This is a genomic window from Brucella pituitosa, assembly GCF_003049685.1.
Taxonomy (GTDB): Bacteria; Pseudomonadota; Alphaproteobacteria; order Rhizobiales; family Rhizobiaceae; genus Brucella; species Brucella pituitosa.
This window is the reverse complement of the sequence record NZ_PYSY02000002.1, coordinates 683,327-705,357: the sequence shown is the minus strand read 5'-3', so window position 1 is coordinate 705,357 and position 22,031 is coordinate 683,327. Positions and strand designations below refer to the sequence as shown.

Here is a 22,031-nt window from a genome sequence, read left to right as displayed (position 1 = left end):
TGCTTCAAACTTATGCGCCATTTCGCCGCACGATGTGGAAAACACCGCGTGACAGTGGCTCAAACGCCTTCAACGGCCTCGAATCCCTCGAACTGTGGTGGGCCTGCATAGAGAGGCTTGTTATTGCCAGCGTTGCGGTGGGCATTGCGGAACTGTTCAGATTTTGTCCAGAAGACGAAATCATCACGAGTGCGCCAGACTGTATGGGAAGAATAGAGCGTATAGCCTTCTTCCTCATTGGTTGCGCCGCGCAGCAGATTGAAGCTTTCAAAGCCGGGAAGCTCGGAGAGCTGGGAATCGCGGTTTCTCCAAACGGTCTCGAAATCGGCTTCGTTGCCGATGAGAACCTTGAAGCGATTCATTGCGATGAACATTGCTGATCCTTTTCTTTACAAAGATGGACTGGCTACAAAAAAATCTCCAGAACAATCGCACAGATGTTCTGCCGTGTCCTGTCGGTTTTCCGGCGAGTGCGGTGGTAGGGCCCGCACTCGCCGCGCCGTATCTCGGGATATGAAGGCCACAGCCGCGGTCAGAGATGGGTGGACTTCGTAGACACGACGATTGATGTTCGGGAGGCTGTCGCCTCCCGAATTTTTTTAGAATTTCTGCGTCAGCGATACTTTGAAGTAACGGCCTGCTTCTGAGTAACGTTCAGTCACGTTAGCTAAGCTGTTTACATTCATAGCGTTGTAGTAGGTCTTGTCGAATATGTTGTAGACGCCAGCCTGAAGACGCGTGCCATTCAGTTGTTTTGGCTCCCACCAACCTGTCAGATTGACGAGACCATAGCCGGGCAAACGACGTGTTTGTGTCCCTGTTTGGGTTGAAATAGTCTGATTAACATAGGCCGCTGCGACAACACTGGTGTCAAGGCCCCAGGATTCAGCATTGTAACCCACACCGAACACGCCCTTGAAGGGCTGTGATGATGCCAATGGGATATTATCATCCAGGTTCATAGCCTTCGCGTAAGCCAACGTGCCGTGCACATTGAAGCCGTTCACGAAGTTATGGTGCGCTTTTACTTCGATACCGGCAATCCGCGCCTTATCGAGATTACGATACTCGGTCAGGCCCATTGGAAATTCGGTTGTGCGGGTGGTTACGGTATCGATGAAGTCACTGTAGCGGTTCACGAATGCCGTGATTTTACCGCCTGAATTCTGATCGCCAAAATTTGCGCCGACATCGATGCCGTATCCCTTCTCAGGGTTAAGGTCAGGATTGCCGATTGTGCCATAGCCAGCAGACAGGTAGGTGACATAAAGCTGATCAATTTCCGGAGCTTTGTAAGTCGTAGATACCTGCGCAAAGAGTTCAAGAGCTGGTGTGGCCTGCCACGAGAAGCGGATCTTTGGCGAAATGCGGCTGTCCGAATTGTTAGCATAACCGCTTATCGAATCTGGCTCATACTTAAACCAGTCGAACCGCATACCCGGAGTGATGGCAAAAGGCGTCTCGCCTATTTCGATACGGTCTTCAGCGAAGAGGCCAAAGCGATAGTTGTCGACGTCAGGTGTATCTGCCTGATTGATATGCAAGAATGCGCAGGTCGGGCTTTGAACACCACGAATACATGCGTCATCACCTGTAAACGACTGAGTGCTTTTGCCGATGCTGAAATCACCGCCAACAGTCAGCGAGTGAGAAAGTGTTCCCGTGTCGAAGCCGAGATTGGTATAACCGCTTGCACCGTAACGCTCATCTTCAAGTTTGTAGTGGCGGCTAAAAGGACCTGCGAGCGCACCTTTACGGATGGTGTCGGTGCCATAAGATCGCGTCATCTTCTGCCAGTAAACGGTTGCCCATGCATTGTTTACAATGCCATCATCCTGGCTCTCATAACGATAATCGAGCGATACACGGTCACGATCATTTTTGCGGTTTTGATTGTAATCGCGATTGTCGTAGGTCGTCCCTGCATCCGAATTCAGATTGGTGTCGGAATCATAACGATTGCGTTCAGCTGTGATGCCGATGGTGTGGCCACCTTCAAGCTCCTGCCGCAGCTTGAACATAAGATTGCTGCGATCATAATCTTTCGGATCGGCTTCTGTACGGGCTGCGCCATATCCGCCGATGTCTCCGGTGCCCTGAACTTCATGACCACGCTTATAAGAACCCTGGAACAGAACTGAGGTGTTCTGAATTTTCTGAGCGACAGCAGCAGAACCGATGAAGGATTTGTCGGAGCCATCATAGGTAAGCTTAGCAAGACCACCAAATGCCTTGCCCGGAGCGAGCAGATCTTCAGGTTCCAATGTCTTCAGTGCAACGGCGCCGCCCATGGCCCCTGAACCAAGACGGCTGGCATCAGCGCCATAGAGGACGTCAAATGTTGAGAGAGCGGAAATGTCATATGCATCGCTTCCGCCGCCATTTACATCTGTACGGACAGTCGCATCAAGATAAGGAATTGGAATGCCATCAATGGTCGTCAATACGCGATCATCCTGAAGGCCACGAATATTTACGCTGCCAGTTGTCGTGTTTACAGCAAGGCCAGGCTCCAGCGTATTGGACAGGTCTTTGACGGATTCAATGTCCTTTTTGCGGATTTCGTCAGCAGTCGTGACGTTTGCCAAAGGTGTATCGGAAACCGAGCCCTTAGTGCCGCGCGTGTTCTTGATAACAATAGGTTTCAGCTCAACGCCGTTGCTGTCAGTCGCTGCAGTTTGCTCCTGCGCGTATGCACCCGACGCCATTGCCAGAATTACGACTGCGAGACCGGTGCTCGCCAAAAATGACCGCTTCTGTTCCCCGTTTATTGCCCGCATTGCCTAGTTTCTCCTGAAGGACAAAGCAAAATTCTCACGCCCCGCCGGAGGTGAGAAATTTAAGTTTCTCAATAGGTTATGATCTCCCCATCCCGAGGGGAGTCTCAACGCTGGCTGGAAGGAGAAACCTTCGGGCTTGCTCTGGAAAAAACAAGAATTAAACTTGACTCGTTTAATCCAGTAAGGCAGTGATTATTAAACATGACTTTAGATGTCAACTAATGATTTGGTCGACATTCGGTCAGTTAACAAGACGGCTCCATAACTGGCGCAGAGGCAGAAAAATGAACAGGCGTATTCACATCGACATGCAGGTGCGGTTGCCGCGGGAACGCGTCTCCAGCCGCATGCCCGAAATCCAGTCCCGCCTTGCTGCGGACGGACAAATCAGAGCGCGCACTTCTGAATCTCCGCTTGAGCCGCAGCTCCAGACTTATGGCAGCCGTGAACTCTTCAACGGTTCCCGTGAAGTGGCGATAGAGCATGGCGGCTCTCTCTATCGCTTGAAGATCACCCGTCAAGGCAAGCTCATCCTGAACAAATAGGCAAACAACAGATGACGACCCAGACCAAGCCCTCCCCAGAGCAGATACTCAAGGCACGGGCAGATAACCCGAAAATGCGCGAGCGTGATTTCGCTCAAAGTCTCGGGATATCGGAAGCCGATTTCATTGCGGCTTACACCGGTGCAGAAGCTGACAGCTCAATCTCTGCTCGCCGCATCCGTGCAGATGTGGAAACCCTGCTTAAACATGCGCCTTCGCTTGGCGAAGTCATGGCGCTGACGCGCAATGAAAGCGCTGTGCATGAAAAGATCGGTCCTTTTGAAAAGACGATTTGGGGTCCGCACGCGTCCCTTACGCTCGGTAAGGAAATCGATCTCCGCATATTCCCGAAGCATTGGGTGCATGGTTTTGCTGTAGCAAAGCTTGATGGTGAGCATGTTCGCCGAAGCCTGCAGTTTTTCGATGCATCGGGCGAAGCCGTTCACAAAATTCATCTTCGTCCGGCATCCAATCTGGAAGCTTATGAGCAGCTCGTTTCCGAATTACTGCTCGACGATCAGACGCCAGCCATCGAAACGAAGCCAATCGCTGCAAAGGCAGTAAAAGCCGATGCTTCGACTATTGACGGCGATGCATTCCGCGAACGCTGGGGCTCTCTCACCGATGTTCACCAGTTTGTTGGTCTCTTGAAAGATTTCGGTGTTGATCGTCATCAGGCTGTGCATCTTGCCGGACAGGACTTTGCCTGGCGCGTTGATCTTTCAGCAGTCGAAGCGATGATGAACCACGTGGTTCAGGAACAGATCCCGATCATGTGCTTTGTCGGTAGTCGTGGCTGTATCCAGATCCACACTGGCACGATTGCGGAAATCAAGACGATGGGGCCATGGCTCAATGTGCTTGACCCGACGTTCCATCTGCATCTGCGTGCCGACCACATTGCTGACGCCTGGGTCGTTCGCAAGCCAACGAAAGATGGTCATGTCACATCGCTCGAAGCTTATGACGCCAATGGTGAGCTGATCATTCAGTTCTTCGGTGAGCGTCACGAAGGTGAAGTCGAACTTGCTGACTGGCGCATGATTGCTGAAAATCTCCCGCGCTTGCCGCAGTCGAGCGCTGCTTGAAAAAATAGCAGCTAAGCCTTTGTTCTGATGTGCAGTCCGGAAGTGCCGTTCATTTCCGGACTGCAGTCAGAACCATAGTTTTTATGCACGTCTTCAGCGGAGCGCCGGTTCCGAATTTTCCGCGACGTGCTTTAGGGAAACAGAACATGTCAATCATTTCATTGAGCATCGGGCGTTGTGCCGCTTTGGCTGCTTCGCTTGCCTTTGGCGGAGTAGCACAAGCCGATACAGTTGAAAAAATCACTGATACGTCGCGACTTGTATCAGTCGGTGGTGCTGTGACCGAAATCGTCTATGCGCTTGGTGCAGGCGATAGGCTGGTGGCTCGCGATCAGACCAGCACTTATCCGGAAGAAGCCCGGAAGCTTGTTGACGTGGGCTATATGCGCCGCCTTTCGCCGGAAGGCGTTCTCTCAGTCAACCCGACTGGTATTCTATTATCGGAAGGAAGCGGTCCCCCGGAAACGCTGGAAGTACTTAAGAAAGCTTCTGTTCCTATCGCTATTATTCCTGACGACCACACTGCTGAGAGCGTGATTCAGAAGATTGAAGCGGTTGGCAAAGCTCTTGGGCTAGAAGACAAGGCCAACGCCCTTGCAGCAGATGTGTCGCGTGATCTGGAAGCCGCGCAGAAAATCTCTGCCAATCAGAACCCGCGCAAGCGTGTGCTGTTCATCATGTCGGCGCAGGAAGGACGTATTATGGCGTCTGGCACCGGCACGGGGGCTAATGGCATCATCACGCTTGCAGGCGGTGTGAACGCCATCGATTCTTATAAAGGCTACAAGCAGCTGACAGATGAAGCTGTCGAAAAGGCAGCACCGGATTTGATCCTCACCATGGATATAGGCAAGGACAGTATTCAGAAAGATGACCTTCTGAAGAACCCGGCACTTGCGAATTCCCCCGCAGGGCGCAGCGGAAATATCGTGCAGATGGATTCGCTCTATCTCCTTGGCTTTGGTCCACGCACGGGTGCAGCCAGTCGCGAGTTGTCAGAAAAGCTCTATGGCAAGCAGGCCGCAAATTAGAGCGCATCCCGAAAAGTGTGAAACGGTTTTCGGACAAAGATGCGCGTTAAAACAAATATTTAGAGCGCCGATCTGATTCAATCAGATCGAAACGCGCTCTAAAATATATGCCTGCCGGAGGAGAATACGGACAGGCACTCGCGGAAACCCGCAGTGAGGACATATCGAAATGACCAGCCAAGATCGCGCGGCAAATCCCGGGGGCTTTGCCGTGCGTGATCAAGTCACCAGCAAGCATGCCGGAGATCGCTCCGTGCGAGCCCGTATGGCTATTATAATTCTTGCGGTAGCCCTTTGCTTCACAGCACTCTTCAGCCTGACGGCCGGTGCTTCGGACGCTTCTGTTCTGAGCGTTATGCGTGCGCTCATTTTCGGCACGCAGGAAAGCGTTGAGGCATTCCGTCGCGATCATCTGATCATCATGGAAATACGCTTGCCGCGTATCGTCATGGGAATATTGGTCGGTGCTGCATTGGCGGTTTCAGGAGCAGTTATGCAGGGATTGTTTCGTAATCCTCTTGCTGATCCGGGTCTTGTTGGCGTGTCTGCTGGTGCCAGTCTCGGTGCCGTATCGATGATTGTTCTGGGTGGAACAGCACTCGCTCCACTTTATCTTCTGCTCGGCCTTTATGCCTTGCCACTCGCGGCATTTTTTGGCGGACTTGTCACCACGCTTCTTCTTTATCGCGTGGCGACCCGGCGCGGACGCACGTCTGTAGCGACGATGCTTCTGGCTGGTATCGCGCTTGGAGCACTCACAGGTGCTGCAACAGGTGCGCTTGTCTATATTTCCGACGACCGCCAGTTGCGTGACCTGACTTTCTGGGGCTTTGGTTCGTTGGCCGGGGCCACATGGGGCAAGATTGGCACCGCTGGTCCGATCATCGCCGTTGTTTTGGTTGCAACGCCGTTTTTGGCACGCGGTCTCAATGCGTTAGCCTTGGGTGAGGCCGCAGCCGGGCACCTTGGCATACCTGTGCAGCGGATCAAAAACGTAGCAATTGTTACAGTGGCGGCGGCAACCGGTGCAACTGTGGCCATATCTGGTGGTATTGGCTTTATCGGTATTGTGGTGCCGCATATGCTCCGTCTGAGCATCGGGCCGGATCATCGCTATCTGTTGCCTTCGGCAGCACTTCTCGGTGCTATCATGTTGCTGCTTGCAGATGCTGTGAGCCGTACGATCGTTGCCCCTGCGGAATTGCCAATTGGCATCATCACGGCAGTTTGTGGCGCTCCATTTTTCCTCTGGATATTGCTGCGTCAGCGCGGCGTTCTTGATCTGTGAGGCACGAGATGATTGAAACCAAAAACCTATGCGTTTCCATCGGCAGCAAACAAATCATCGAGAACATCGATTTTGTTGCACGTCCGGGGGAAGTGACGGCGATCGTCGGTCCCAACGGCTCTGGAAAAACCACCTTATTGCGTGCGCTTTCGGGCGATCTTTCCTATACCGGCTCGGCCTATCTCGATGGCGAAGATTTCTCAGGGATCAAGCCATGGCGTATGGCGGCACGGCGTGCAGTATTGCCACAAGCAAGTGCCTTGTCATTCCCGTTTACCGTCCGCGAGATCGTGCATATTGGCCTGACGGGTGGCTTTAGCGGTGTAACAGGTGCTGAACAGGAGAGGCTGCCTGATCTTGCGTTGCAGAAAGTCGATCTGGCGGGCTTCAGTGGCAGGCTGTATCAGGAGCTTTCCGGTGGTGAACAGCAGCGCGTACAGCTTGCGCGCGTGTTGTGTCAGGTCTGGAAGCCTGTTGTTGACGGCAAGCCGCGTTATCTGTTTCTGGATGAACCTATTTCGAGCCTTGATATCAAGCATCAGATCACAGTGATGGAAATTGCGCGCGATTTTGCAGCAGCAGGCGGCGGCGTCATTGCGATCCTTCACGATCTCAATCTGACAGCCATGTTCGCGGACAGCATTGCGGTCATGCACAAAGGCAGGCTCGATACTATCGGCACGCCGCAACATGCTCTGACGGATGATCGGCTGGAACGGGTCTATGAATGTTCGTTGCGGGTGGGAGTGCCGCCAGCACAGGGTGTTCCATTCGTGCTGCCGCAATCAGCTTATGCTGCGGCACTGTAAAAAGCTCTAGAGCATTTCCTGTTTTTCTTGAATCATTGGAAATGCTCTATCTCTTTGTTTTTCTCGCATTATCCGACACAAAACCGCTTCGCACTTTTGCTGGAAATGCTCTAGCAATAAGAAAAGGCTGAGAACTTATCCAGTTCTCAGCCTTTTTGTATTTTCCGGTTGCACCTAACGATCAGCTGGCAACGCGCTCTACTTCAACTTCATCGATACCAAGCAGGGCACGCACATTTGGACGCGCCTTAACCAGATCCGCAATGCTGTACTTCATCAGAACACCGAAGAAGGCATTCAGTGCTTCGCGTAGCGCAGAATTCAGGCCGCAGCTATCGACGAGCGGGCATTCAGTAGCATCGTTCTCGAAGCATTCTGCCATTGCGAAGTTTTCTTCGGTTACGCGTATGACATCGAACAAAGAGATGTCTTTTGCTGCGCGCCCAAGACGCACACCACCATTTCGTCCGCGCACGGTCTCAACCAGACTGTGCTCAACAAGAGGCTGCAAAATCTTGAAAAGAAACAACTCCGACACGCCATAAGCGCGGGCGATTTCGGGAACGCGGCTCAGTTTGCCGTCATTGGCGGCACAATACATAAGCATGCGAATGGCATAATTCGTCTGACGAGTAAGACGCATTGATTATTCCTTTCAGCACATTCTCAAGCCTTCCAGATGGTCTTATCCACAGGAAAACTCTGCTTTTGTTACGTCACAGTCCCATCCGAAGCCGGAGTTTTCGGCAGGGGCATGTGCCAAGCGAGTGCATTCATCTCGAATCCACTTTAGAACTATTCTTAAAATATATGAAGCCCTTTATCACCTTTAAAGAGTAAAAAAGCGCTTCAATCATCACGTCGTCGCGATCAGGTATTTCGGACAATGATTGTTGTCATTGGCAGACATCAATCCATTCTGCAGAAACAAGTTCGGCTATTTTTTGTGGTGTGATCCGCACCGCACTATTTGTGGCACCAGCGGCTGGCACAACTTCTTCAAAACTTTTGAGCGATAAATCGCAATAGACGGGCAGGGCACTCGGCAACCCGAATGGGCAAACACCACCAACAGGATGGCTTGTTTCGTTCAACACGCTTTCGGCATCCAGCATGCGTGGTTTAGTGCCGAAACGGTCTTTAAATTTACGATTATCAATTCGCGCGTCTCCACGCGTAACGATCAGGATGGTTTGGTCTTTCGCCGAGAAGGACAGCGTTTTAGCGATCTGCCCTGGTTCCACACCATGTGCTTCAGCAGCGAGAGCGACTGTCGCGGTGCTGGTGGGCAATTCGATCACTTCTATTTCTGGTGCTTTGTCCGCGAAAAAAGCTTTGACCGATTCCAGACTCATGAGTTCCCTTTTCTTTATGACTATTATCCTCATGTTTAGACTTCGTTAACACTGAGAGCAAGACTTTCAGGCATTTAATAGCGGATGATAGCAAGTGGCAGATTGACGCTGCTATTTGATAACGATAAAGAGACGTCCAAGTCTGCTTCGTTCAGATGCGGAGGGGTGGCCGAGCGGTTTAAGGCACCGGTCTTGAAAACCGGCGTGCGGGAGACTGTACCGTGGGTTCGAATCCCACCCCCTCCGCCATTTTGTTTTCCACACAAGTCCAGATTTTCCCGAATGCTGCGATACCTCGCGCGCAATTTGAGCTCAGAATCGCTCTGTGAAAAATTCGACTGAGCTTTTAAAGCCCAGTACGCCAAATGCTAACGAATTTGATACTTTCATCAGTCAGGTTGCCAGCAATCCCAAGGACTTATGAGGAGTAATCTTGGGGGGGGGTAGGAGGAATTTATGAAGATCACTGCGCTGGAGACCGTGCGCGTGGCTGAACGCGCTAACCTGCTCTGGGTTCTTGTTCATACGGACGAAGGTATTACCGGGCTTGGTGAAACATTTTTCGGCGCAGAAACGGTCGAAACCTATATTCACGAATATGTTGCACCGAGGGTCATAGGTCGCGATCCTTTGGAAATCGACCTGCTGGCATCGGATCTCGTTGGCTATGTCGGCTTTCGTTCGTCCGGCGCGGAAGTGCGCGGAAACTCGGCTTTCGATATCGCGTTGTGGGATATTTTTGGCAAGGCAACCAATCAACCGATAGCACAGCTCCTCGGTGGCTTTTCGCGGCGGGAAATCCGAACCTACAATACCTGTGCAGGCACCGAGTACATCAAAAAAGCGACCGGCCAGACCACCGGCAATTACGGTCTTTCCAGCGGTCGCGATTACGACGATCTCAACGGCTTTCTGCATAGGGCTGATGAATTAGCCCACTCCCTGCTTGAAGATGGCATCACTGCTATGAAAATCTGGCCGTTCGATGCAGCTGCGGAAAAAACGCGGGGGCAGTATATTTCTTCAACAGATATGAAAGCCGCACTCGAGCCTTTTGAGAAGATCCGTAAAGCTGTTGGCGATCGCATTGACATTATGGTGGAGTTTCACTCCATGTGGCAGCTTTTGCCAGCCATGCAGATCGCGAAAGCGCTAACGCCCTATGGGACTTTCTGGCATGAGGATCCCATCAAAATGGATAGTCTTTCCAGCCTCAAGCGCTACGCAGAAGTCTCTCCTGCGCCCATTTCCGCCTCTGAAACACTGGCCTCCCGCTGGGGCTTTCGCGATTATCTCGAAACCGGCGTTGCGGGGATTGTCATGCTGGATATCTCCTGGTGTGGGGGGCTGTCTGAGGCCCGGAAAATTGCGTCGATGGCGGAAGCATGGCATCTGCCTGTTGCTCCGCATGATTGCACTGGCCCGGTCGTTTTGTGTGCTTCAACCCATCTTTCACTGAACGCGCCGAACGCGCTGGTGCAGGAGAGTGTCCGCGCCTTTTACCGGACATGGTATAGGGATCTGGTCACAGCTCTCCCGGAGGTGAAGAACGGTATGATTACGGTTCCTCCCGGCCCTGGCCTTGGCATGGAGCTAAACCCGGAGCTCGATAAGGCATTCACGGTGAGCCGGCGTATTTCGGATGCAAACTCAATTTGATGTCGGGCAATAACGAACAGCTCTGAACGGAGGCTCTATGTCTGCCACCACGCAACAGCAGCACGGCGGCAGTGCAGTTCCGGCAATCGCCGGACCGGCACTTATGCTTATCGGTATGCTGATGTTTTCATTAAATGACGCAATGGGTAAATGGCTTGTCGCCAGTTACAGTGTTGGTCAGGTTATTCTGATCCGCAGCGTTGCAGCACTTGTCATTCTGGCTCCTTTTCTTTGGCGGGCCGGCCTGCAACCTATTATAAAGGCAGAGAAACCGCTTCTGCAGGCAGCGCGTGTTTTCTTTTCGACCTTTGAGGTTTTCGCGTTCTACTTTGCTGTCATGTATCTGCCGCTGGCTGATGTCATGACCTATTGGCTGGCTGCACCGATCTATGTAGCGGCGGCATCGCCTTTTCTGCTTGGTGAAAAAGTCGGCTGGCGTCGCTGGACAGCTATCGGTATCGGCTTTGTGGGCGTCATTATCGCGCTCAATCCGTCCAGCGCCATGTTTACCGCGCCAGCTATCATCTCAATCCTTGGCACCATTGCCTTTGCATTCATGATGATTTCGGGCCGGAGTCTGCGCGCTACACCGGACAAGACACTTGTTTTCTTTCAATTGATGGGCGCGCTCATCGCTGGCGTCATTTTCGCGCCACTAGATTGGCGACCATTGGGGGCACCGGCCGAGATCGGGCTGATGCTGCTTTTGGGTGTTGTGGCGATGGGGGCTCATATGCTCGTCAACCGTGCGCTGAAAATCTCAGATGCGGCGACTGTAGCGCCGCTACAATATACGCTTTTGCTATGGGCTGTGCTTTTTGGCTGGATGTTCTTCGGAGATATTCCGAAAGCGAGCATGTTGATCGGTGCGGCGCTGATCGTTGGATCGGGTCTGTTTATTTTCTTCCGTGAGCAGCGAGTGAAGCGGGGAGCGTAAATGGATGGGCAATTGTCCCGTCCGTGAATCCTTTTGTAAAAAAAGCCCGCGGTGAGATATCACCGCGGGCTTTTTGTGCATTTGAACTAAGGCTTACTTGCGCAGGTCGGCAAGGATACTCTGAGCGCGTTCCACGATATCAGTACCGATATCAGCTTTATGCTTCTCGTAAATCACCTGGGACTTTTCGAGAATACGCGCCTGTTCTTCCGGCGTAATCGTGTTGAACTTCACACCAGCCGCTTCGATTTTTTCTAGCGACTTCTTGTTCAGTTCAGCGATCACCTTGCGCTCGACATCACGGCCGACGTCAGCACATTCCCTCAGAGCAGCCTGCTCTTCAGGAGAATAGGTGTCGAAGATTGGCTTAGAGAACAAGAAAAGGAATGGTGTGTAGGCGTGTTTGGTTTCCGAAACATAGGCTTGCACTTCGTAGAATTTTGAAGTGTCGATCGTCACATATGGATTTTCCTGGGCGTCGATAGCCTTGGTTTCCAGCGCGGAGAAAATTTCACCAAATGCCATCGGGGTCGCATTGGCACCAAAATTCTTGAACGTATCGAGGAAGATATTGTTCTGCATCACGCGAACCTTCATCCCTTCAAGATCTTCCCATTTGTTGATGGGATGCTTGGAGTTTGACAGGTTGCGGAAACCGTTTTCCCAATAAGCCAGATTAACCAGACCGGCTGCCTCAAGCTTTTCATTCAGCAGATCGCCAAACTCACCATCCATGACGGTATAAGCTTCTTCGGAATTGGCAAACAGGAATGGAAGATCAAAGACGCCAAGTGCCGGAACAATACCAACCAGAGGCGAAGAAGACGTCACAACAGCTTCCTGGACGCCGGAGCGCAGAGCCTGCGTTGCCTGAAGGTCACCGCCCAACGCACCGCCCCAGAACGCCGTGAGCTTCAGATTGCCATTTGATTTTTCATCAAGACATGCTTGCATCGCCTTGATGCCATCACCAACCGGGTGATCGGCATTGATACCATTGGAGACGCGGATATTGCGGCTCTTGAACTCAGCCTGTGCTGGTCCGACGGCAAAAGTGGCCGCGGCAGAAACGAGTGCGGTTGTTGCGATTAGGAATTTTCTCATGAGTATCCTCCCAGAGTTTAGAGAAAATGAAAGAATACCAGTGGCTCAATAGAGCCAGCTGGCGGGAACAAGAACAAGATCGGGGAACAGAACCAGAAGGAACAGCACCAAAATCTCGGCAAGCAGGAACGGGAAAACACCTGTTATGACCCGACCAAGTGGAACGCGTCCTACACCTGAAACCACATTCAGGACGACACCGACGGGTGGTGTGAGAAGGCCGATAGATGTGTTCATTATGAAGAGGACGCCGAAGTAGACAGGGTCAATGCCTGCCTTTTGGATGATCGGCATAAGGACCGGCGTCAAGATCAGGATCGTCGGTGTCAGATCAAGTGCTGTACCAACGACCAGAACCAGAAGCATGATGACGAAGAGCAACAAAGTCGGGCGATCGATCAGTGGCTCAATGTAGTTGCTGATCTCAGCTGGAATATTTGCCGCTGTAATGAGCCATGCAGAGACGAGGGCCGCGCAGACGAGGAACATGACGACGGAAGTCGTTTTCGCGGCGCGAAGGAACACGTGACCGAGATCGGTGATCTTCAGTTCGCGATAGATGAACATGCCCACGAAAAGCGCATACATGGCGGCAACCACAGCAGCTTCCGTTGGCGTGACTATGCCAGCCTTGATGCCGCCCAGAATGATGACGGGCATTCCGAGCGCCCAGGCAGCGCGACCGCTGGCTTTCAGGCGCTCTTTGCCTGAAACGCGTGGAAGAGTTTCAACTTTGTCCTTACGAACAACAAACAGCCAGGTGATGATGAGGGATGCCCCCATCAGCATACCGGGAAATACACCGGCCATGAACAGCTTGGTGATGGAGACATTGGCGGCCACGCCAAAGACAATGAAGGCCATCGAAGGTGGAATGACCGGCGCAATAATGCCACCTGCAGCGATAAGACCGGCAGAGCGCGGAACATTATAGCCCGCTTTGGCCATCATCGGAATGAGGATGGCGGCCAGGGCTGCGGTGTCTGCGGCTGCGGAGCCGGAAATCGACGCCATGATGATCGCGGCAAAAATTGCGACGATGCCAAGTCCACCACGAATATGACCAACACAGGCAATCGCGAAGTCGATAATACGGCGGGACAGACCGCCCGAGTTCATCAATTCACCAGCAAGAATGAAGAACGGGATTGCCAGCAGCGTGAATGTATCTGCGCCTGCAATCATGTTCTGCGCAATGATTTGCGCATTGAACATGTCCATGTGCCACATAAGCGCGACACCACAGAGCATAAGAGCGAAAGCGACTGGAACGCCGATGGCCATAGCGCCGACGAGCGATCCAATGAATACGAGAAGAGTCATCAGGCACGCTCCGAAAGTTGTTCAATGCTCATGTGTTCTCCGGCGAATGCCGAAATCTCTTCATCGGTGACGCGACCTGTCAAAATGCGAAACAGTCTTTCAAGCGAGATCAGGAAAATACCGGCACCAGTGAACAGTCCGATGCCGTAGACCCAGCCCATGGAAAGGCCACTCACGGGTGCAACCATGGATGAGTTGATCGGCAGCTGTTGCCAGGTTCCCAGAAAGAGAATTGCGGAAACGCCCAGAATAACCAGATTGGAAACGCCCATGAGGACAATTCGGCCCTTGCGCCCGAAGCGGGAAACGACCGTTTCAACACCCATATGCAGGTTTTCACGGTGCGCAACGACAGCGCCAATAAAGGTCAGCCAGACAAAAAAGTATCGTGACATTTCATCGGAAATGGCAATGCCTGAATTCATGCCATAGCGAAGGACGACATTGACGAATACCATCAGTGCCATGCTTGCCAGGGCCAAAATCATGAGCAGTGCCAGAAAGCGGAAGAACAGGTCGATCAGCTTCTGAATCATAGGATCATACCTTTTCGAGAAGGCCGCGAGCGGCAAGATTCCGGAAGAGTGCCGTTGTGCCGAAAGTCCATTCCGGGCACGCATCGGTGCGATCAACCCAATTGACAAGACGGCCCAGAAGAGGCGTTGCAATCTCCACGCGGTCGCCGATTTCATGCGTGAACCCCTGGCCGACGCCACGCCGGTCTTTGACGGGGGCGAACATGGTTCCCAGAAACAGGACAGCACCATCGGGATACTGATGATTACGATTGCGAAGCTGCGATACGAGATTGGCAGGTGAGCGGCTGATCGCTTCCATCGGGCTTTCGCCGGTCATTTCAAAGCCGTCGTCTCCCTTTACCAGCAGTGAAACGCGAACCTTGGAAAGAACGTCGAGCGTGAAGGTATCGTAGAACAGGCGGATGAACGGGCCAACAGAACAGGAAGCATTGTTGTCCTTGGCTTTTCCGAGCAACAGTGCTGATCGGCCTTCCACATCACGCAAATTGACATCGTTACCGAGTGCAGCACCAAGAATTTCGCCGTCGGAACGCACTGCCAGAACCACTTCCGGCTCCGGATTATTCCATTCGGAAATCGGGTGAATGCCAACTTTGTCGCCACATCCAACCGAGGACATCGGCTGTGCTTTGGTGAAGATCTCGGCGTCCGGTCCAATGCCGACTTCGAGATATTGTGACCAGAGGTTCATGTCCTGAAGAAGGGTTTTAATGCTGGCCGCTTTTTCTGAGCCAGCTGTAACGCCGCGCAGGCTGTCGCCAAGGACGGGAGCAAGCTTTTCACGGATGGAACGAGCGCGTGAAGGATCACCCTTCGCCTGCTCTTCAATAACGCGTTCCAGCATGCTGTCGGCGAAAGTCACTCCAGCAGCCTTGACGGCTTGCAGATCAATCGGAGCCAGAAGATGGCCTGTCGTGCCACTCAGAAAATCGTCCAAAGAGCCGAGATCAGGCAGATTTGTGGTGCTAGCAAGCTTCGCTGCAATACCATCGATCTCAAACAGGCTCGACACGGTTGCGGCAATAGCTGTCAAGTCGAGTACACGTTCATCCCGCACCAGAACAGGGCAGGGGCCGTCTGCAACTTTAGACCAGACGCGTCCTACCAGAATGGCGTTCTTGGCGTCATCAGGCAAAATTTGATGTGCACTCAACGAATGCTTTGAAGTCAAGCTATCCTCCTCCCGGCAGCCTCCATCAAAATGGAGAGCCGCAATTATATCGCTCCAGTTCGGCGCAGTGGTTGCTGAAGGTCGACGGTTCCCACGGGTTAACCCGTTGGTTTATCTGCTCCCTCTCGCCAATTTCGGCGTCTCCCACTGTTCAGGCAGCGCCCCTCCAAAGCCAACTTGCCTTATTGTCAGGATGTCTGACAACCATTTGTATCGTTTTAGTTCGAGAATTTATCGCTGTCCAGAACCGAAATTGGTTGTTCAGAAAAATACAGATATCTGCCTTCTCTGAACCACAGAACAGCGACCAAATTTAATAGGACTCGAGTGCCAGTCCGATTCTGGCTGCTGCCCCCATAAGATGCTTGCGCATGGCATCGCGCGCTACCAGCGGGTTGCGGCTGGCGATGGCGTCGCGCAAGCTGACATGCTCCTCAATCGTTATATTGACGATCTCCTCCAGAATGGCTTTTGAGCGGGCGACATTGATTGCATGGCTGATGCGCTCAATGATGAACCCAACGAATGTGGAAAAATATTCGTTGCCGGTCGCATCGGCCACTGCCTTGTGAAAGGCGAGGTCTGCAACGATACCTTGGTCCGTCCATTTTGCTGCCCCGGTCATTTGCTCGAGGGCTTCATCAAGCCGCGCTAAGTCATCGGCTGTATGATGGGCTGCAGCCAATCCTGCCGCTTCAATCTCCAGAGGGAAGCGCAATTGGAACAGGTCGCGAAAGCTATCGCGGCTGAACAACTCATCCTCATTTATTCGGATCGATCGTGCCTGTCGCTCCGTTACGAAGGCACCGACGCCCTGACGCGTATCGACGAGGCCTTCATTGCGTAACTGCGCAATCGCTTCCCGAACAACTGAGCGACTCACACCAAAGGATTTTGACAGAACGTGTTCCGTTGGCAGCTTGTCGCCAGGCTGCAACCGTCCTTCATGGATGTCGCTGCCGATCTGGGTGGCGATCCGCGCAGGGAGGTGCTCACTACGCTTTATATGGCCAAAATCCGTCGACATGTTACGTCCTTTTAATTGCTCGTCTCTGGACAAGGTAGCAAGCTCATTTGGCAACCGGGGTTCATCGCAAGGGTAGGGTCTATCGCAAGCTTGATTGCGGATAGCAATTGGCGTTGTACGTCTGGCATGCGCTTCTCAAAATCCGGTCGTTTGAGCCGACCAATTCCATGCTCTGCGCTCATGGAACCGCGATAACCATCAAGTACATCGTTGATAATGTTTTTTGCTTTGTAGATACGAGCATCGACCTCCGCACGGTCGAGCGTATTCGGCGGCAATACATTGAGATGAACATTCCCATCGCCTACATGGCCATAAGATACGCAGACGCAATCTGGCAGGCCAGCATAGACCGCAGCCTCTGCATCACGCACAAAATCCGCAAGGCGCGATAGGGGCACGGAGACGTCGGTGCGCAAATGAGGGCCCCGCTTGGCCTGGCCTTCGTTCATGCCTTCACGGAACAGCCACAACTTGCGGGATTGGTCTCGCGATGTCGCGATGACGCCATCAGCCACCAGTCCCTCTTCCATAACCTTTTCAAGGAAGCGCCCCATGAGATCTTCGATGTCGATCAATCCGGAACCGGAGATTTCCATCAGAACATAGGCTGAATAATTGCCATCCATCGGCATGGCCAAATCCGGCATTGCTTCTCGCGCTAACGTGAAAGCGAGTGGCGGCATGAATTCGAATGCCGACATCAAGTCGCAACAGTCGCGCCGCGCACGGCGATAAAGCGCGATGGCGTCTTCGAGTGCATTAAGGCTAAGCAATGCAGTCGCAACCTGCTCCGGTTGCGGCATAAGCTTTACGGCGACTGCTGTAACAATCCCCAAAGTTCCCTCAGCGCCAATGAAAAGCTGTTTGAGGTCGATGCCGCGGTTGTCTTTACGCAAGGTGGAAAGACCATTGAAAATGGACCCGTCAGGCAGAACTACTTCAAGGCCGAGCACGAGTTCACGTGTCATGCCATATCGCAAAACATTGATGCCACCCGCATTGGTCGAAACGTTGCCACCAATGCGGCAAGAACCCTGTGCGCCGAGCGCCAGCGGAAAGAACATTCCCGCTGCTTCCACCTTGTCTTTGAATTCGGAAAGGATGCAGCCTGCATCCACCACAGCGGAAAAATCATCCGCATCAATACTGTGAATTGCAGTCATGCGTTCGAGGCTGATCACGACCTGAGATTCGGGCGAATCGGGCGTTGCTCCCAGCACAAGCCCAGTGTTGCCGCCTTGCGGAACAATCGACAGGCCGCGCGCGCGTACAGCCTTCACGCAAGCGGACACATCTGCCGTGGAACGGGGACGAAGCACTGCAACTGCATTGCTCTTCACATCGTCGTGCCAGTCGCTGCAATAGTGCGCGATCTCTTCGCCCGAGAGAACAAGGTCCATGCCAAGGCTGTCGACCAGTGCCTGTACATGCTCACGCGTCTGGGTGTCGACGCTCATCATCTCGTGTTCCTGGGACATGTTTCCTCCTGCTGCCTGCTTCCCATGCGAAGTGGGTGGCAACTGCATTATTTTGGTTTTCAATCGCATGATATAAGGTTATCAGACAACCTTACAAATACTTTTTCACAATCGTTGTTTTTACGAGGGTGAAATCGAATACGGTACATGGTGGAGGAGAAACAAATGCACATTTTGATCATCGGCGCGGCAGGTATGGTTGGCCGCAAACTCTCTGAACGTCTCACGAAAGACGGTTCGCTCGATGGTAAGCCGATTGAAGCGCTTACGCTGGTGGATGTGGTGACACCGCAGGCACCTGCGGGTTTTACCGGGCAGGTAACGCTTGAAACTGGTGACCTTTCTGCGCCGGGTACGGCTGAAAAGCTGATCGCCCGACGCCCTGACGTTATCTTTCATCTGGCCGCCATCGTTTCGGGCGAAGCTGAGCTCGATTTCGACAAAGGATACCGCATCAACCTTGATGGTACGCGCTACCTGTTCGATGCTGTCCGTATTGCCCACAATGAAGATGGGTATTTCCCACGCATCGTCTTCACCTCATCGATTGCAGTTGTCGGCGCACCACTGCCTTTCCCAATTCCCGACGAGTTCCACCTGACACCGCTGACCAGCTATGGCACGCAGAAAGCTATTTGCGAGCTTTTGCTGTCCGATTATACCCGCCGCGGCTTCTTCGATGGCATCGGTATTCGACTGCCTACGATCTGCATTCGACCCGGCAAACCCAATGCGGCTGCATCAGGCTTTTTCTCAAATATCCTGCGCGAACCGCTGGTCGGTCAGGAAGCTGTCCTGCCGGTTTCAGATGATGTTCGCCATTGGCACACGTCGCCACGTTCTGCAGTTGGCTTCCTGATCCATGGAGCGACTATGGATCTCCAGCGTGTGGGTTCGCGTCGCAATCTGTCCATGCCCGGCCTGTCTGCTACTGTGGGAGAGCAGATTGCAGCGCTCCACCGTATAGCGGGTGATAAGGCCGTTGCTCTCATCCGTCGTGAACCGGATGAGATGATCATGCGCATGTGCGCGGGCTGGGCTCCCGGTTTTGAAGCCAAACGCGCGCGCGAGTTGGGCTTTACCGCCGAAACCTCGTTTGACGAAATCATCCGTGCCCATATTGAGGATGAGCTTGGAGGTTCGCTGTGACACGTAAAATCGCATTTCTCGGCACCGGCCTTATGGGTGCACCAATGGTGCGCCGCCTTCTGAATGCTGGCTTCAGCGTTAGCGTGTGGAATCGTGACTCATCCAAAGCTGAAGCATTGGTCAAAGACGGCGCGGAAGTGGCATCGAGTGCTGTTGAAGCCGTCACGAACGCCGATATCGTCTTCACCATGTTGTCCGATGGTAAGGCGGTAGGTTCAGTGTTGTTTGATGGCGGTGTCGCAGAGGCACTGAAAGCTGGCGCGGTCGTTATCGACACCTCTTCGATCGCGCCGCCAATTGCCAGAGAACATGCTGAAAAGCTTAGTTCAATCGGCATTCGTCACATCGATTGTCCTGTGTCAGGTGGCACTGTTGGTGCGGAAGCCGGAACGCTGGCATTAATGGCTGGCGGCGATGCAGCCCTGATCGAAGAACTGGCGGATGTTTTTGCAGCGCTGGGCCGCGTCACGCATGTCGGTCCTTCGGGTGCAGGGCAAATTTGCAAACTGGCTAACCAGCAGATTGTAGCAATCACGATTGGCGCGGTTGCTGAAGCAATGATGCTGGTGGAAGCTGGTGGTGCGGATCGTGGCAAGTTCCGTGATGCCATTCGGGGTGGCTTTGCGGAAAGTCGCATTCTTGAATTGCATGGGAAACGCATGGTGGATCGTAGTTTCCAACCGGGCGGTCCTTCTGGTCTGCAATTGAAAGATCTGAATGCCGTGGCTGCGATGGCTGAGAGCCTTTCGCTCACGCTGCCGTTGACTGAAGAAATTCGCGACGAATTCCGCACTTTTGTAGAAGCCGGACATGCGGAAACAGATCATTCGGGCATTTTGCTGCATATTGAAAAGATCAATAATCGCCAGCGGGAAGACGATAAATGAGTGATGATCAAAACACACCGCGCCGCCTGCGTTCGCAGGACTGGTTCGACAATCCCGACCATCTTGACCTGACAGCGCTCTATCTGGAGCGCTTCATGAACTATGGCACGACGCCAGAAGAGCTGCGTTCGGGTAAGCCAATTATTGGCATTGCGCAGTCTGGTAGCGATCTTAACCCCTGTAATCGTCACCATCTCGATCTCGCCAAGCGCATCCGCGATGGCATTCGCGATGCAGGCGGAATTGTTATCGAGTTTCCGAGCCACCCTCTGTTTGAAAACTGCAAGCGACCAACCGCAGCGCTCGACCGCAATCTGGCCTATATGGCGCTTGTCGAGATCTTGTATGGATATCCGCTTGATGGTGTTGTCCTCACAACTGGCTGTGACAAAACTACGCCTTCCGCATTGATGGCGGCTTCCACCGTGGATATTCCGGCTATCGTGTTTTCCGGTGGTCCGATGCTTGATGGCTGGCATGAAGGCAAGCTCGTCGGTTCCGGCACGGTAATATGGCAGTCGCGTCGCAAATATGCGGCTGGTGAAATCACCAAGGAAGAATTCCTCGAAGCGGCACTCAGTTCCGCGCCTTCGGTCGGCCATTGCAATACAATGGGCACGGCTTCCACAATGAACGCAATGGCCGAAGCTTTAGGCATGTCGCTCACAGGTTGCGCTGCCATTCCGGCTGCATATCGTGAGCGTGGTCAGATGGCGTATCGCACCGGTCGCCGTGCAGTGGAGCTGGTACTCGAAGACATCCGCCCTTCAAACATTCTGACACGAGCGGCGTTCGTGAACGCCATCAAGGTCAACTCCGCCATTGGTGGCTCGACCAATGCCCAGCCACATCTTATGGCAATGGCAAAACATGCGGGTGTGGAGCTGAAGCCTGACGATTGGCAGGACGAAGGCTTTGATATTCCACTGCTTGCCAATATTCAGCCGGCTGGCAAATATCTTGGCGAGAAATTTCATCGCGCAGGTGGTGTGCCAGCGATTATGTGGGAACTGCTATCCGCAGGCAAAATCGACGGCTCTTGCGCGAGTGTCACCGGAAAGACAATGGCGGAGAATCTCGAAGGTCGGGAATCATCAGATCGTGACGTCATTTTCCCTTATGACAAACCACTCAAGGAGCGCGCTGGCTTCCTCGTTATGAAGGGCAATCTGTTTGATTTTGCCATTATGAAAATGAGTGTGGTCTCACCGGAGTTTCGTGATCGCTATCTGTCAGAGCCGGGACAGGAAGGGATTTTCGATGGACGGGCTATCGTTTTCGATGGCTCGGAAGATTATCATAAGCGCATCAACGATCCTGCGCTCAACATTGACGAACGCTGCATATTGGTCATTCGGGGCGCTGGTCCGCTCGGTTGGCCGGGGTCTGCCGAAGTCGTAAACATGCAGCCGCCGGATCATCTGATCAAGCGTGGAATCACAAGTTTGCCAACCATCGGCGACGGCCGCCAATCGGGCACTGCCGATAGCCCGTCCATTCTCAATGCTTCACCGGAAAGTGCAGCGGGCGGCGGTCTGGCCTGGGTGCGCAACGGTGATACCATTCGCATAGACTTCAACAAGGGGCGGTGTGATATGCTGGTGGACGAGGCGGAAATCGCACGTCGCAAGGCAGAAGGTATTCCGCAGACACCGGCAGATGCAACGCCTTGGCAGATGATCTATCGACAGACGGTAACGCAGCTGGCCGATGGAGCTACGATCCGCGATGCTGATAAATTCCGCCAACTGGCCAAAACACCACCGCGTCATAATCATTAGTGAACTGATGAAACTGTTGAAATAGAAACAGGCAAGCATAGCTATCCTATAACGCCGATCTGATTGAATCAGATCGG

20 protein-coding genes and 1 tRNA gene are annotated in these 22,031 nt (G+C 53.0%); 11 read left to right on the top strand and 10 right to left on the bottom strand.

The window, feature by feature from the left end:
• Positions 1-59 precede the first annotated feature (59 nt).
• Positions 60-374, bottom strand: coding sequence for a heme-degrading protein HmuQ (gene hmuQ / locus C9380_RS15565; RefSeq protein ID WP_024900272.1), 315 nt, complete (start codon positions 372-374; stop codon positions 60-62).
• Positions 375-599: 225 nt separating this feature from the next.
• Positions 600-2,780: a TonB-dependent hemoglobin/transferrin/lactoferrin family receptor gene (locus C9380_RS15560; RefSeq protein ID WP_111786429.1), complete on the bottom strand. Its 2,181-nt coding sequence runs from the start codon at positions 2,778-2,780 to the stop codon at positions 600-602.
• Between the two features lie 284 nt (positions 2,781-3,064).
• Here C9380_RS15560 and hemP point away from each other — a divergent pair, with 284 nt between their 5' ends.
• From hemP to C9380_RS15535, 5 genes are all read left to right on the top strand, one after another.
• Positions 3,065-3,325, top strand: a complete 261-nt coding sequence (gene hemP / locus C9380_RS15555; protein WP_128093956.1) for a hemin uptake protein HemP — start codon at positions 3,065-3,067, stop codon at positions 3,323-3,325.
• An 11-nt stretch (positions 3,326-3,336) separates the two neighbouring features.
• Complete coding sequence (locus tag C9380_RS15550; protein WP_100557125.1) at positions 3,337-4,413, top strand: hemin-degrading factor; 1,077 nt, start codon at positions 3,337-3,339, stop codon at positions 4,411-4,413.
• Between the two features lie 146 nt (positions 4,414-4,559).
• Positions 4,560-5,444, top strand: a complete 885-nt coding sequence (locus tag C9380_RS15545) for a heme/hemin ABC transporter substrate-binding protein (protein WP_128093955.1) — start codon at positions 4,560-4,562, stop codon at positions 5,442-5,444.
• A gap of 169 nt (positions 5,445-5,613) precedes the next feature.
• A complete protein-coding gene (locus C9380_RS15540) occupies positions 5,614-6,732 on the top strand; it encodes a FecCD family ABC transporter permease (RefSeq protein ID WP_128093954.1) in 1,119 nt (372 codons plus the stop codon).
• An 8-nt stretch (positions 6,733-6,740) separates the two neighbouring features.
• A complete protein-coding gene (locus C9380_RS15535; RefSeq protein ID WP_100557123.1) occupies positions 6,741-7,541 on the top strand; it encodes a heme ABC transporter ATP-binding protein in 801 nt (266 codons plus the stop codon).
• Between the two features lie 181 nt (positions 7,542-7,722).
• On the opposite strand, the gene rirA is transcribed toward C9380_RS15535, so the two are convergent.
• Positions 7,723-8,184: an iron-responsive transcriptional regulator RirA gene (gene rirA / locus C9380_RS15530; protein ID WP_024900279.1), complete on the bottom strand. Its 462-nt coding sequence runs from the start codon at positions 8,182-8,184 to the stop codon at positions 7,723-7,725.
• A 253-nt stretch (positions 8,185-8,437) separates the two neighbouring features.
• Complete coding sequence (locus C9380_RS15525) at positions 8,438-8,896, bottom strand: YbaK/EbsC family protein (RefSeq protein WP_036568663.1); 459 nt, start codon at positions 8,894-8,896, stop codon at positions 8,438-8,440.
• Between the two features lie 159 nt (positions 8,897-9,055).
• On the opposite strand from C9380_RS15525, the gene C9380_RS15520 reads away from it, so the two are divergent.
• The 3 genes from C9380_RS15520 to C9380_RS15510 all read left to right on the top strand — a co-directional run bounded on the left by C9380_RS15520 (position 9,056) and on the right by C9380_RS15510 (position 11,492).
• Positions 9,056-9,145: transfer RNA gene (locus C9380_RS15520), tRNA-Ser, on the top strand.
• Positions 9,146-9,352: 207 nt separating this feature from the next.
• Positions 9,353-10,555, top strand: coding sequence for a mandelate racemase/muconate lactonizing enzyme family protein (locus C9380_RS15515; RefSeq protein WP_128093953.1), 1,203 nt, complete (start codon positions 9,353-9,355; stop codon positions 10,553-10,555).
• Between the two features lie 37 nt (positions 10,556-10,592).
• Positions 10,593-11,492, top strand: a complete 900-nt coding sequence (locus C9380_RS15510) for a DMT family transporter (protein WP_198513175.1) — start codon at positions 10,593-10,595, stop codon at positions 11,490-11,492.
• Between the two features lie 93 nt (positions 11,493-11,585).
• Here C9380_RS15510 and C9380_RS15505 read toward each other — a convergent pair whose 3' ends face one another.
• From C9380_RS15505 to C9380_RS15480, 6 genes are all read right to left on the bottom strand, one after another.
• Positions 11,586-12,596 (bottom strand): TRAP transporter substrate-binding protein, encoded by a 1,011-nt coding sequence (locus tag C9380_RS15505; protein WP_100557121.1) that lies wholly within the window; start codon positions 12,594-12,596, stop codon positions 11,586-11,588.
• 45 nt (positions 12,597-12,641) lie between these two features.
• Positions 12,642-13,919: a TRAP transporter large permease gene (locus C9380_RS15500; RefSeq protein WP_128093952.1), complete on the bottom strand. Its 1,278-nt coding sequence runs from the start codon at positions 13,917-13,919 to the stop codon at positions 12,642-12,644.
• Complete coding sequence (locus C9380_RS15495) at positions 13,919-14,452, bottom strand: TRAP transporter small permease (protein WP_024900331.1); 534 nt, start codon at positions 14,450-14,452, stop codon at positions 13,919-13,921. The genes C9380_RS15500 and C9380_RS15495 overlap by 1 nt, the downstream gene beginning before the upstream one ends.
• A gap of 7 nt (positions 14,453-14,459) precedes the next feature.
• On the bottom strand, positions 14,460-15,629 hold the full coding sequence (locus C9380_RS15490) for a fumarylacetoacetate hydrolase family protein (protein ID WP_100557119.1): 1,170 nt from the start codon (positions 15,627-15,629) through the stop codon (positions 14,460-14,462).
• Positions 15,630-15,942: 313 nt separating this feature from the next.
• Entirely contained in the window at positions 15,943-16,656 is a 714-nt protein-coding gene (locus tag C9380_RS15485; RefSeq protein ID WP_128093951.1) for a FadR/GntR family transcriptional regulator, read from the bottom strand.
• A gap of 11 nt (positions 16,657-16,667) precedes the next feature.
• On the bottom strand, positions 16,668-18,119 hold the full coding sequence (locus C9380_RS15480; protein ID WP_128094444.1) for an FAD-binding oxidoreductase: 1,452 nt from the start codon (positions 18,117-18,119) through the stop codon (positions 16,668-16,670).
• Positions 18,120-18,302: 183 nt separating this feature from the next.
• Between C9380_RS15480 and denD the strand changes: the two genes are divergently transcribed.
• The 3 genes from denD to C9380_RS15465 are packed head-to-tail and all read left to right on the top strand — an operon-like array spanning position 18,303 to position 21,954.
• On the top strand, positions 18,303-19,286 hold the full coding sequence (denD, locus tag C9380_RS15475; protein ID WP_100557117.1) for a D-erythronate dehydrogenase: 984 nt from the start codon (positions 18,303-18,305) through the stop codon (positions 19,284-19,286).
• A complete protein-coding gene (locus C9380_RS15470; RefSeq protein WP_282183928.1) occupies positions 19,283-20,173 on the top strand; it encodes an NAD(P)-dependent oxidoreductase in 891 nt (296 codons plus the stop codon). Before denD ends, C9380_RS15470 begins: the two co-directional genes overlap by 4 nt.
• The gene (locus C9380_RS15465; RefSeq protein ID WP_105534651.1) at positions 20,170-21,954 is read left to right on the top strand and encodes an IlvD/Edd family dehydratase; all 1,785 of its coding nucleotides are present in this window, start codon (positions 20,170-20,172) and stop codon (positions 21,952-21,954) included. Before C9380_RS15470 ends, C9380_RS15465 begins: the two co-directional genes overlap by 4 nt.
• Positions 21,955-22,031: the final 77 nt, after the last annotated feature.